Source organism: Mucilaginibacter dorajii, from assembly GCF_024808255.1.
Taxonomy (GTDB): Bacteria; Bacteroidota; Bacteroidia; order Sphingobacteriales; family Sphingobacteriaceae; genus Mucilaginibacter; species Mucilaginibacter dorajii.
The window spans coordinates 122,864-134,980 of the sequence record NZ_JANTYS010000013.1 but is presented as its reverse complement, the minus strand read 5'-3'; the positions used below and the strand labels follow the sequence as shown (position 1 = coordinate 134,980).

11 protein-coding genes are annotated in these 12,117 nt (G+C 43.3%); 5 read left to right on the top strand and 6 right to left on the bottom strand.

Going from position 1 to position 12,117, the window contains the following annotated elements; translation table 11 throughout:
• Positions 1-69: 69 nt before the first annotated feature.
• From FHS10_RS18125 to FHS10_RS18105, 5 genes are all read right to left on the bottom strand, one after another.
• The gene (locus FHS10_RS18125; protein WP_259093152.1) at positions 70-444 is read right to left on the bottom strand and encodes a four helix bundle protein; all 375 of its coding nucleotides are present in this window, start codon (positions 442-444) and stop codon (positions 70-72) included.
• Positions 445-491: 47 nt separating this feature from the next.
• Positions 492-1,802: a M16 family metallopeptidase gene (locus tag FHS10_RS18120; protein ID WP_259093149.1), complete on the bottom strand. Its 1,311-nt coding sequence runs from the start codon at positions 1,800-1,802 to the stop codon at positions 492-494.
• Positions 1,803-1,811: 9 nt separating this feature from the next.
• Positions 1,812-3,197 (bottom strand): M16 family metallopeptidase, encoded by a 1,386-nt coding sequence (locus FHS10_RS18115; RefSeq protein ID WP_259093148.1) that lies wholly within the window; start codon positions 3,195-3,197, stop codon positions 1,812-1,814.
• Between the two features lie 461 nt (positions 3,198-3,658).
• A complete protein-coding gene (locus FHS10_RS18110; RefSeq protein WP_259093145.1) occupies positions 3,659-4,123 on the bottom strand; it encodes a GNAT family N-acetyltransferase in 465 nt (154 codons plus the stop codon).
• Positions 4,113-5,000: a LysR family transcriptional regulator gene (locus tag FHS10_RS18105; protein WP_259093142.1), complete on the bottom strand. Its 888-nt coding sequence runs from the start codon at positions 4,998-5,000 to the stop codon at positions 4,113-4,115. Before FHS10_RS18105 ends, FHS10_RS18110 begins: the two co-directional genes overlap by 11 nt.
• Positions 5,001-5,125: 125 nt before the next feature.
• On the opposite strand from FHS10_RS18105, the gene FHS10_RS18100 reads away from it, so the two are divergent.
• The 5 genes from FHS10_RS18100 (at position 5,126) to FHS10_RS18080 (ending at position 9,187) form a co-directional block, all read left to right on the top strand.
• Positions 5,126-5,521, top strand: coding sequence for a rhodanese-like domain-containing protein (locus FHS10_RS18100; RefSeq protein WP_259093140.1), 396 nt, complete (start codon positions 5,126-5,128; stop codon positions 5,519-5,521).
• A gap of 525 nt (positions 5,522-6,046) precedes the next feature.
• On the top strand, positions 6,047-6,883 hold the full coding sequence (locus tag FHS10_RS18095) for a sulfite exporter TauE/SafE family protein (protein ID WP_259093139.1): 837 nt from the start codon (positions 6,047-6,049) through the stop codon (positions 6,881-6,883).
• Between the two features lie 80 nt (positions 6,884-6,963).
• On the top strand, positions 6,964-8,532 hold the full coding sequence (locus FHS10_RS18090) for a glycoside hydrolase family 10-like protein (RefSeq protein WP_259093136.1): 1,569 nt from the start codon (positions 6,964-6,966) through the stop codon (positions 8,530-8,532).
• Positions 8,529-8,912 (top strand): DUF1634 domain-containing protein, encoded by a 384-nt coding sequence (locus tag FHS10_RS18085; RefSeq protein WP_259093133.1) that lies wholly within the window; start codon positions 8,529-8,531, stop codon positions 8,910-8,912. Before FHS10_RS18090 ends, FHS10_RS18085 begins: the two co-directional genes overlap by 4 nt.
• Positions 8,913-8,971: 59 nt before the next feature.
• The gene (locus tag FHS10_RS18080; RefSeq protein WP_259093130.1) at positions 8,972-9,187 is read left to right on the top strand and encodes a KTSC domain-containing protein; all 216 of its coding nucleotides are present in this window, start codon (positions 8,972-8,974) and stop codon (positions 9,185-9,187) included.
• A gap of 311 nt (positions 9,188-9,498) precedes the next feature.
• Here the strand turns inward: FHS10_RS18080 and FHS10_RS18075 are convergent, their stop codons facing one another.
• Positions 9,499-11,949: a TonB-dependent receptor gene (locus FHS10_RS18075; RefSeq protein ID WP_259093127.1), complete on the bottom strand. Its 2,451-nt coding sequence runs from the start codon at positions 11,947-11,949 to the stop codon at positions 9,499-9,501.
• Positions 11,950-12,117: the final 168 nt, after the last annotated feature.

Genomic DNA, 12,117 nt, shown 5'->3' with positions numbered 1-12,117 from the left:
ATTAGTCATTAGTCATTGGTCATTAGTCATTGGTGGCTATTTTTTTGCCGGTAGACTTGATGTAGGTCATCAGTCATTGGTAGTTATTTTTTTACCAATGAACTTGATGTAGGCATTGAGCTTTAAGTGGATAGTTTCAAGTTGAGTCATCAATGAATTGTGTTCATCTTGGTCTATTAGGTCCCTGACTTTTGCTTTTGTGAGCCACGCTTTAGTTTCTAAAATAGATCCCCGGCTGAAATAACAAAAGTTCTTGTTTTCCTTATAATGAAATCTTCCAAATCCTTCGGCAATATTAGCAGTGATGGAATCTGCTGATCGCACTATTTGTTTACCAATAGTATCCTTTGCGAAATAATCCCACTTAATAACGATGGCCCATACTTTCTCGCCTAAATCCTGCGATAAGTTATAAATTTCCAGATCCTCCAAACGATTACTCATCTTATCAAATTTAACCTAATGACCAATGACTAATGACTAATGACCGATTAATCGTTACGTATAACCTTTTTAAACGCGTCGGCCGTTTCTGCTGCTTTCTGCGGATCGCCGAGGTAGCTCCACCTTAGGCCTACCACGTATTTGTATAGTGCCTGGTTAATTTGTTCGGTGGTTACTTTTTCAATCTCTTTTGGCAGGTCTTCCGCAATTTGCCATCCGCCTAAAATTTCTGATAAGCCCAGGCTGCCGGTTATTGACGCGGTGCTTTGCTGTTTAATATAGTTGCTGGTAATAAAACTGCTTTTAATGTGCTGTAAACCTTCGGGGCTTAAACCATAACCTAATACTTTTTTCACTTCCCTGTTCATGGCCAAAACCGCCTCTTTGGGGTTGGTAGTGCTCACATACATAATACCATACGGCATTTGCTGCATTACCGAGTAAGTACCCGGATCATAGGACAGGTTTAACCTGGTACGGATCTCGCTGAACAATGAACCACCCAACGCCGAAATACCAACCCGGTAAGGAATATAATCGGGGCTGTTATAGGCAGGCGCGTTCATAATGGCGTTGATGTAATTGGTTTGCAGGCTGCGGTCTTCTTTAACCACTTTATAGTCGTTCCAGATGGGTTCCTGCAGGGTTACCGGCGTATATGGCTTTGATGGCAGGCCCGCAAAGGATGCTTTAATCTTGGCTATCAACTCTTCTTTGCTGATCTTGCCGGCAACCACAATGAACATCCTGTTTTTGTTTAGTAACGAGGTATAGTAAGTTTTAAGGTCGGCAGCGGTAAGCTTGCTCATAATCTCTTCAGTACCGTTAGGGTCTGTAGCGTATGGAGTGCCTTCAAACGCGCTTTGCAACAATAGCTGCTCAACCCGTTTATCGGGGTTTGATTGCTGTTCTTTTATTTTGGCTATAATCTTGCTCCGCAGAAGCTCCACCTCGCCGGCATCAAAAACAGGATTTACAATAGCTTCGGTAAAAAGGTCCCAGCCCTGGCTAAAGTATTTGGATACACATTCCATCTGGATGTTGCCATAATCATATTCCGCTTCGGAGCCTACGTTTACACCATATTTATCAGAAAGGTCGCGGTATACATTGCCGCTGTATTTTTTGGTGCCGCACTCGTTGGTGGCTTCCAATGCAAAGGTTTCAATGCCGGCCTGGCTTGCCGGGTAGTTGTTTACCCCGCCACGGTAATACATGCGCACGTTAATGATCTCTTTTACGGTAGGCTTAAAGATCACCTTAATGCCATCAACATCAAAAGAAGTAGTTTCTGTTTGGGCCAGGGTAACAGACAGGCTTGCACAGGTTAAAAGTATAGTGGTTAAAATCTTTTTCATGGGTGATAATTAGTTTGAGGCAGTAAAAAAGCTTTTGGCACTTACCTGGGTGGCCAGGTCGGGGTTAATCAACATCCCGGCGCAATAGGGCTTGTTTTTGATATATTTACGCACATAGCTTTGCAAATCGGCACGGGTCATTTTATTAAGCTTTGCATTGTAGGAGGTAAAATAATCTAAGGACGCGGACGACCACCAGAACGACAACACCTGCACAAAATCAGATGCTACTTCCTCCTCCTGGATTTTAAGGATGCCCAGTTTTTGTTTCGATGTGGCAATCTGCTCATCGGTAACGTAATCGTCCCTGTCCATAATCTCTAACTGGTGTTTTACCTCGGCCATACACTCTTTGATCTTGTTGGGGTTGGGTACCACAAACAGCGTTATCGGCCCAACATGACTCAGGGTTAAATAGCTGATGTTTACATCCAAGGCCAGGCCCGATTGTACCAACGCCTTTTTTAAAGTTGATGAGTTTTGGTTAAGGATATAACTAAACACGTCGGCAGCGTAGGTTGATGGGATATCGGTACGGGTATCCGGTCCCTGCCAGTCAATCATAATAAAGGGCACATTGCTCAGGCTGCTCTCTACCACAAAATAGTCGTTTTTCAATAGCGGCTTAAACTCGGGGATAGGCCATTTTTTAAACGGATCAAAACCGGATGGTTTCCAGCTGCCATAAATGGCTTCCACTTTTTTAAATACATCCTCGTGCTGCACATCGCCGGCAACGGTTAACAAAGCATTGTTGGGATAGTAATATTTGTTTTTGATGGAGTCCATTAAATCAGGCGTGGCATTGCGGATCACATCATGATCGCCAATGGCATTTTTGCGGCTGTACAAATCGCCCCACATATGGTGGTCCATGGCGTTGCTCAATGCAAACGTAGGGCTCGATTCCTGCTGCTGAAACTCGCCATCAACAACTACGTTTTCTTTAGCCATTTCTTTAGCATCAAAAGATGGATAGCGGATAGCCGAGTTCATGAAATCCAATCCCTGGTTTAAATTGAATTTTGGCAGGGTAAAATAGTAGTTAACGTTTTCGTATGTGGTCGATCCATTGAATTGCATGCCCAATTCGCTCACTTTATCTAAAAAATCTTCCTGATTTTTATAATCCTTATTGGCCTTAAAAAACATGTGCTCATACAGGTGGCTAAGCCCGTTAAACTTTGGTGTTTCGGTATATGACCCGTTTTTACAGGTGATCATAATGGTGGCCAGCGGCACGCTGTTATCCTCAACAACCAATACATCGAGGCCATTGGGCAGTTTGCGTAAAAATATGTTGGCGGGTAATTTAGCCGGTAATTTGGCTTGCCCCAAAAGAAGCGTAGGTAGTAAAGCGCTGAAAAATATAAACAGGCATAGTTTCTTATTCATGTACTTAAGTTTAGTGGGCTTAAAATAGTAAAACTAATTTAGCTGAAATGTATTATTGGCGTTATATATTAAAATACTTAGGGTTGAGGAAATGGAGGACAAACAGCAAAGGAAAATCGCTCCTAAAAAAATGTATTCCCTAAAAGAAGATATATCCAAACTGTAGATAGGTAGCCGCTACGCGGCATCTCGTGGGGAGGGCTTTTTTCTACAAATAGGTAGCCGCTATGCGGCAGAAAAGGCGTATTGTAAAAAAATCGACTATTAGTTGCGGCTGGATTACCTATATATAAAACCGCCGATACCACCCCGCAAACATGCTTGCCGCATAGCGGCTACCTATTTGTAGAAAAAAACATAAAAGATTTTTATGCACCATAGGTGCTACCTATTATGCATAAAAGTGGGGACTTCTGATACGCTTTTAATTTCAAAAATTGATTCCTCTGACAACCACCCCATCAACCAATCTTCAATGTAAACCTCACCTTATCGGCAGCCAGCGCTTTATTTTTAATATAAAAGTTAATGGCCGGAGTATTAAAGGCGGGTGTTTGCCATTGAATATTGATGCAGTTACGTTCGGCTGCAACTGTAGTTAGCCGTTTGATGATCTCGCTGCCTATGCCCTTGCCGCGGGTCCGTTCGCGCAAAAACAGGCAGTCCATATACATAAATTCGGCGGCATCCCAGGTGGAGTAATCAAAAGTGTAGGATACAAAGCCAACAAGTTTCTCATCTATAGCTACCACCCAGCAATGGAGCCTTTGCGGTTCATTAAATAAAGCTGCCTTCAGTTTGTCTTTTTTGCCCCCGGGATTAAAAGCTGCCCTTTCAAAATCGGCATGTTCCTGCATCATGATCAAAAGTTCATCCAGGTCGGCCGGTTCAACCGGGCGGATGTTGTGATGGGTGCTATTTTTCAAGTTCTTCTTTTAAGTTTTGTATAAAATCCTGCAGGTATTTTTTACCGGCATCTTCGTGCCTGATGGCGGCGTAGTTGGCACGGATCAGTCCTTTTGGTCCTATCCTTACAATGGCCAGTTCCGGCGATGAAACAAACGCTTTTAATACCCACTTAGGCAAAGTCATGATCCCCATACCTGCTTTTACCATAGCCATTGCTCCCTCGGTTATGGGCATAGCGATGATGTTTTTGGGCGATACCTTTTTATGCCGCAAAAAATGCTGGTGAACGGTAACGGTTTCCATTGGGTAAGAATGGATGATGAGCGTTTCACCTGTAAAATCCTCTTCGGTTATAAATTTTCTGGTTGCCAAATGATGGTTGGCCGGTAGCACGGCCACTACTTCATCTTTAAATAACTCCACATATTTAATGCTTTTATCATCCCAGGGGTCGGTGGTTATGCCCAGGTCAAGCTCATTATCAAGCAGTTTTTGTAATGGCTTATGTGTGCCTTCCATCATGATCTTTACTTCCAGGTTAGGATACAGGATTTTCATGCGCACCATAAACGCGGGTAGCCAATGGTATGTGGTTAAACATTCTGTACTCAACCGGATAGTGCCTGCATGCCCCTCCCGCATGCTGTTGATGAGTAAGGTGGCCTTGTCAATTTCGGCCAGTACCTTTTCGGCTGTATCGTACAATATCCTGCCCTCGGCGGTTAACTCCCATTGTTTTTTAGTGCGATAAAAGATCTTGGCACCTAAGCGCTCTTCAATATCACGCAACTGGTGACTTACGGCAGATTGCGTTAAAAAAAGTTTATCTAAGGATTTGGTGATCCCTTTTTCGTCGGCAATAGTTTTAATTAAGCGCAGGTGCCTTGTTTCCATCAGGTAAATATAAGCAACGGCACGTACATGCAACGATGAGCTTTATGCATAAGCACATGCTGTGTTTCTCATATAAAAACGGTTGATGCTCCCCCTACATTTGGCATCAACATAAAATTATAAATATGAACACAGCAGCAATTAATCACTATCAAAACAAATTAGCCTTTGAAATGGACCCTTCCGATTTATTCGCGGCCCTGGAAGCCAAAGAAAACATTATCCCGATAGATGCCCGTAAAGATTTTGCTTTTGTTAAAGAACACATCCCGGGTGCCATTAACCTAAACCACCGGGATATGAACGAGCAAACAACAGCCCATTTTGACAGGGCTGCCATTTATGTAACCTATTGCGATGGCATAGGCTGCAACGCATCAACCAAAGGAGCGTTAAACATGGCCAGATTGGGCTTCAACGTACGCGAACTGATGGGCGGCATTGAATGGTGGAAATTTGATGGTTATGAAACCGAGGGAACGCATCAAACAGCGGGGTTACAAATTCAATGCGCTTGTTGATGGGAATAGTTCTCAAATAGACAAAAGCGCTGGGCGTGTGCGATTCCTTCCTTGGGGAAGGGGGAGGTAGGGGTTTAGGGAGCTATTAGTTAATACGGTTTATAGTCGCTTTTAGAAACCCCTCCCTGCATTTGCGCGCATCGCCCACCCACCCCTCCCGTTGGGCTACTGTGTGTACACATCTTTCTTGATAAAGAAAAATGTCATTTCGAACGAGCAAGGGTAGGGAAAAGTGGGGCGCAAGGAGAAATCTTGTACGATTTGCATGGCCGAAGTTAGCTTTTAGAAGATTTCTCCTCACCTCCGGCGCACAATCCCACCTCGGTTCGTTCGAAATGACAACGTTTTTTATTTATGTGTTAAAAAACAAAAGATGTGTACACACAGTAGCCCGTTGGGAGGGAATAAAAAAAGCTTCGATATAGCTATATGAATCTATCGGAAACAACATACCCTCCTCACCATTTTGTTACCGGCTTCTAAAAAAGTTATTGCTACTTTCGCAGTTCAATATCGCTGCGAATTATGTCGGTACTTGTACTTACGCTTATTATATTGGTGGGCTCCTATTTTGCCGGCTTATTAGGTTCGCTAACCGGCCTGGGCGGCGGGGTGGTCATCATTCCCCTGCTTACTTTATTGTTAAATGTAGATATTCATTACGCTATCGGCGCGTCGCTGGTATCGGTTATAGCCACCTCATCAGGTTCGGCAGCGGCCTATGTTAAAGAAGGCATCACCAACATCAGGCTGGGCATGTTTTTGGAGATAGCCACCACGGCCGGCGCTATGGTTGGCGCACTTATAGCCGTTTATATCCCTACTCATTATATTGCCATTTTATTTGGAGTGATTCTCATTTTATCGGCTATCATGTCTTTAAAAAAGAAAGCTGAAGTTATCAACCAGGAACATAGCGCCCTTGCCGACAAACTAAAACTCAACAGTACTTTCCCTACCAATAATGGCTCGGTTGATTACAAAGTTAAAAATGTAGGCGGCGGTTTTTTTATGATGATGTTTGCCGGTACTATTTCTGGTTTGCTTGGTATTGGGTCGGGCGCTTTAAAAGTGCTGGCTATGGATACTATTATGCGTATCCCCTTTAAAGTATCAACCACCACCAGTAATTTTATGATAGGTGTTACCGCTGCCGCCAGTGCCGTGGTTTACCTGCAACGTGGTTATATTGATCCGGGGCTTTCCATGCCGGTTGCCATCGGGGTTTTATTGGGGGCCTTAAGCGGATCAAAAATATTGGTGCATACCAGTTCATCAGGCTGGCTGCGTTGGGTGTTTGCTGTAGTGGTAACTTTTTTAGCTTCGCAGATGATCTATAACGGGTTTACGGGGAAGATATAGTTCGGCATTGTTCATTGGTTCATTAGTTCAGTTGTTCATTGGTCTTTTATGGTGAATATCTAATTATAAAACAGGATAAAATGAGTAAAAGATATTTGGTTTTAATGGTTGTTTTGTTGGGGTTGATGAACGCTTCCCTTGCGCAGCAATTAAAGTCGCCAAAGCGTGAGTTCAGAGGGGTGTGGGTAGCATCTGTTGAAAATATCGACTGGCCAACCAAACCCGGAGAAAGCACTGATCAACAGAAAAAAGAACTAACCGACCTGCTGGATGCCCACCACGCGGCAGGTATCAACGCCATTATGCTGCAAATTCGCCCCGCAGCCGACGCATTTTATGCAAAAAGCAGGGAGCCGTGGTCAAAGTGGCTTACCGGTAAGCAGGGTATAGCGCCCTATCCTTTATATGATCCTTTGGAATTTGCCATACAGGAAGCACATAAACGCGGGATGGAACTGCATGCCTGGTTTAACCCGTATCGTGCTACCAAGGACGCTGATTATGCCAATTTAAGTCCACACCACATTACTAATATTCACCCGGAATGGTTTTTTGAATATGGCGGCCAAAAACTGTTTAATCCGGGTTTGCCCGAAGTGCAGGAATATATCATCCGCGTTGTATTAGATGTGGTCGATAATTATGATGTGGATGGCATCCACATGGACGATTATTTTTATCCATACCATGTGGCAGGTCAGCAACTGAATGATCAGCTTACTTACGCCAAATACGGATCGGGATTTAGTAATATTAAAGACTGGCGACGGGATAATGTTAATAGGCTTGTTAAAGCATTGGGAGATAGTATCCACGCGCATAATCCCCGTTTAAAGTTTGGAATGAGCCCCTTTTCTATCTGGGCCAACAAGTATCAAAATCCCGAAGGATCTGATACCCACGGAGGCGATTCTTATTATGAGCTTTTTGCCGACTCGCGTAAATGGGTACAGGAAGGCTGGGTAGATTATATTAACCCGCAGCTTTACCGGCCACTAAATGACAAACTGGTGGCCTTTAACGTGATGATTGATTGGTGGGCCAACCAGGTTAACAACCGGCATTTATATATTGGCCAGGCCCCTTACCGTATTATTGAAAACAAACTGCCTGCGTTTAGACAGCCTGCCGAATTACCAAACGAGATCAAATATCTGCGTAATAACCCAAGGGTTCAAGGCAGCGTATATTTCAGTTCCAAATCGCTTACCGCAAACCCACTTGGCTTTACAGATTCATTAAAAAATAATTATTACCACTACCCCGCCCTGCCGCCGGTAATGCTATGGCTTGATTCTGTCGCCCCTATGCCCCCGGTTGGGCTAACGGCCAGCGCAGAACCCAGTGGCATCAACTTAAAATGGCAGCAGCCGGCTATGGCCAGGGATAGCGAAGCCGTTTACGGCTATGTGATCTATCGATTTGATGAAAACGCCCGGATCAATACCGATGATCCTCAATACATTTTAAGCATCCAATACGATGCAGCTATTGAATATAAAGATAAAACCGTGCAAAAAGGAAAATCTTATATCTACGTGGTTACCGCTATTGACAGGCTAAAAAATGAAAGTGACCGCTCAAACCCGGTGTTGGTAAAAGCGACTGGAATAGACAAGCCCAATGAACTAATGAACCAAGCCCAATGAACCATAAATTTAAAGATACCGATATGCAGGCCGTAATAGGCTGGATACTACGCGCGGGGGTTTTAATATCTATGAGCGTAGTATTTATTGGCGGCGTACTTTATCTGTACAGGCACGGTCAAAGCCATGTTGATTACAGCACATTTAAAGGTGTGCCCGATTTTGTGCACAGCGCAGGCGGCATTCTCAATGGTATTTTTACCGGCCGGGGCAGGGCAATTATACAAGCCGGTATTATATTGCTGATAGCTACGCCCATTATCAGGGTGGTGTTTTCGGCCATAGGCTTTGTACTGGAGAAAGATTATATGTACCTGGGCATAACCCTGTTGGTTTTGCTCATCATTATGGCAAGTATGCTTAGCGGGCACGCCGGCTAAATATAATTAAAACCTTTTTAGGGATTCTGATATTATAATATTATGACCGCCATAATATTATGCAAAGGCAAACCGTAACCTCATCGGCATTAAGTAGCGCAGGCTATGATGCACTTAATAAGATTCTTGAACTGGAGTTCAGGGAAAGCGGGGGGATATGGCAATATTTTGGCTTTTCGCGCTCAACCTTCAAAAAATTCATGAACGCCGAATCCCTGGGTAACTTTTTTGTAACCCGGATAAAGGGGAGATATCCAGAATTGAGGATAAAATAGTTCGAAGCTGCTTGAAGTCGGTTAATCAAAAACAGTATAGCATAAAAAAGATCGCCAGTATATCATTACTCCTTTGCCAGCGAAGTGTTTAGTTTTACAAGAACATTTGCTGAACACTGGTTGCGGCTCACCCTGTCTACGCTTCGCTGGACCACCCTCTCTCCGGCAAGCCGCAAAGAGGGTTAAAAACCTTTTTAGCCCCTCTATGCGACGCAGTCGGAGAGAAGGGCAGACGGGGCGGAGCCTCGTCGGGGTGAGTTGTCTGCGCTATACCTAAATCAGATTCCCCTGAATGATCACGTTTCACAACATCAATTACTATTAGTACGGCGCTGCTCATCCGCGCTGCCCGTATCATGTTTTGCTGCCGATTTTACGGTTGATTTACCAAAGCGGTAGCTAAAGCCAAGCCTGATAACCCTGGTTTCCTTTTTATCAACCCCATAAAGGTTTATGTTTTGATAAAGCGCGCTATAGCGGTCGCGTTGAGTGTTAAAAATATCGTTAACATTCAATTTGATGCTGCCCCGTTTATTGAATACCTGTTTGCTGATGCCCGCATTAATCCAATGGGTTTGCTTTAACTGACTAACACCATACACCGTTGGTGATTCGTACTGACCAGATAACTCGGCAGCAATGGTGCTGCTTATGGCAAAATTTTGTGTACTGTTAAAAGTGATGTATTGCGAAGCTTTATCGTAATTGCCATTAACCGGGTAAGCTTTATACCTGAGGTGCGCCACATCTAAATTGAAATTGGCCGACCACCACCGGGTAATCTGCACAGGCACGTAAAAGGAAATTCCTACTATATAAATTTGGCCAAAGTTCTTACGCTCGGTAATGTTAACCTTGGTGGTATCATTTTGCCTGTAAATAGGAAAATCGTAAGCGTCGTTGGTTTGGTTATAGTATACCGTTGTTATGTAAGTTTCATTATAAGTGTGCGATAACTGCAGGGCGTTGGTGTATTCAGGCTTTAAATCTTTATTGCCCGACCGGTAATCATAAGGATCTGTATAATACAAAAACGGATTAATGTCCTGGTAGGTTGGCCGGTTAATACCCCGGTTATAACTTAGGGTAAATAAGTTTTTTTCGGTATAGCTATAACTTAACTGCGCCTGCGGAAAAAGGTTAAAATAATTTTTGGTGCTCGGGTCGCCAGCGGCATCCTCCTGTGATATGGTAGTACCTGTCGATTTGGTATTTTCGGCACGTAAGCCGGCGGTGATATCCCATTTGCCGGTTTTGTTATAATAATTAACATACCCCGAGCTTACAATCTCCTTATATAAGAAACGATTGCTAAAGTTAGGGTCAACCACATAAGTATTATTCACCTTTGGGCCAAATATCAGGTTGTTATCGCTTTGGGCATGGTTATATTTAACCCCCGTTTCAAAGCGTGAATCTTTACCAAGCGGATTAATGTAATCTATTTTAGATGTCCACACGTGAATATTTGATGGCGACAGGTTTTCCAATTGCTGTGCATCCCGGTAGGTATTGCCCTGGGGCGTGTAAAAGTTGTTGGTAATATACTCGTTTGAATGGCGATTATAGGTAGAGTAGTTTACATCGGCAGCAATACTTTTGCCGCTTTTATCAAGTGTAGCGTTGTAGTTGATATTGTAATTCAAAAAACTGCTGCTCCTGCCAAGCGCCGATCTCGCGATGATCACAGAATCCAACTTGTTTTGGTTGGATATATTTAAGGTATTATCCTTTATAAAATCGTCATGGCGTATAATACCGCTTACCAAAAAGCCAATAGTTTGTTTTGATGACAGGGAATAGTCGGCACCAAATTTTAAATTATGATTTTGCGTTTTCTGGGTATTATTATATACAACATCATAATTACTTAAGGTATCGTTATATTTTATGGTTCTGTTATTTACAATATTGCGATAGGTTTTGTTATCATCAAAAGTATAATTGCCAAAAATATTAAGCTTGGCTGTACGGTTATTGAAAATTATGCCTGCCCTGCCTTTAGCATATTTACCAACACCCGCGCCTGCGGTAACGGTTCCGTTAGTGCCTATGTTTTTACCTTTTTTTAGCACAATGTTAATGATGCCGCCACCAGATGCATCATACTTTGCCGATCCGCTGCTGATGATCTCGATCTGATCGATGGTACTGCTTTGCATACTGCGCAACATGCTGTTCAGGTCGTCGCCGGTAAGGTTGGTTGCCTTACCATCAATGGTGATCAAAGCAGGCTGCCGGCCGGTAATAACCAGGGTTTCCCTATCGCCGCCAACATGTACCCCCGGCGATTGGCGCAGCACCTCGTATGCCGAATTACCATCAGCCAGGATGCTGTTTTGTACATTCAAAATTACTTTGCCCGGTTTTACCTGTATATAAGGTTTGCGCCCTACAACGGTAACATCTTTTAGCTGGGTGCTGATTTGTTTAAGAATAACGTTAGGCGCTGTAAAAGTTTGCCCTGCAACCAAACTGAAGGGCCCCGCATAGGTTTTGCTGCTGCCAATCTGTGTTATTAAAAGTAAATAGCTGCCTGGTTTAATATTGGCAAGGAGGTAGCTGCCTGTTTTATCTACGAGGCTTGATTTGATAATGGCGGAATCGACAGTTTGCATGAGTACAACGGTGGCAGCATCCGCCGGGCCACCCGCATCCATCAAAACTTTGCCCTGTACAGCCGAAGGTTTTGTTTGAGCAAAAGAAATAGAACACACGCCGGTTAGGAGTGCAAAAAAAATGCTTCCGAATAAAACCTTCATTAATTGGCTGATGTAGAAATTTCCTATAACCCTGATCTTAAAATGTAACGCAATTTAACATAAAATATTAAACTGATAATATACTTATAATTTATTTTTTGCGATATATTAATAATAAAGCCGTCGTAACGCACGTATTAACATTTGTACATACATCGCGCTTTTAAG

Coding starts and splice junctions, on each gene's coding strand:
- FHS10_RS18080 (WP_259093130.1), top strand. CDS start 8,972: ATGCAAAGGCAAACCGTAACCTCATCGGCATTAAGTAGCGCAGGCTAT.
- FHS10_RS18100 (WP_259093140.1), top strand. CDS start 5,126: ATGAACACAGCAGCAATTAATCACTATCAAAACAAATTAGCCTTTGAA.
- FHS10_RS18085 (WP_259093133.1), top strand. CDS start 8,529: ATGAACCATAAATTTAAAGATACCGATATGCAGGCCGTAATAGGCTGG.
- FHS10_RS18120 (WP_259093149.1), bottom strand. CDS start 1,802: ATGAAAAAGATTTTAACCACTATACTTTTAACCTGTGCAAGCCTGTCT.
- FHS10_RS18075 (WP_259093127.1), bottom strand. CDS start 11,949: ATGAAGGTTTTATTCGGAAGCATTTTTTTTGCACTCCTAACCGGCGTG.
- FHS10_RS18095 (WP_259093139.1), top strand. CDS start 6,047: ATGTCGGTACTTGTACTTACGCTTATTATATTGGTGGGCTCCTATTTT.
- FHS10_RS18125 (WP_259093152.1), bottom strand. CDS start 444: ATGAGTAATCGTTTGGAGGATCTGGAAATTTATAACTTATCGCAGGAT.
- FHS10_RS18090 (WP_259093136.1), top strand. CDS start 6,964: ATGAGTAAAAGATATTTGGTTTTAATGGTTGTTTTGTTGGGGTTGATG.
- FHS10_RS18115 (WP_259093148.1), bottom strand. CDS start 3,197: ATGAATAAGAAACTATGCCTGTTTATATTTTTCAGCGCTTTACTACCT.
- FHS10_RS18105 (WP_259093142.1), bottom strand. CDS start 5,000: ATGGAAACAAGGCACCTGCGCTTAATTAAAACTATTGCCGACGAAAAA.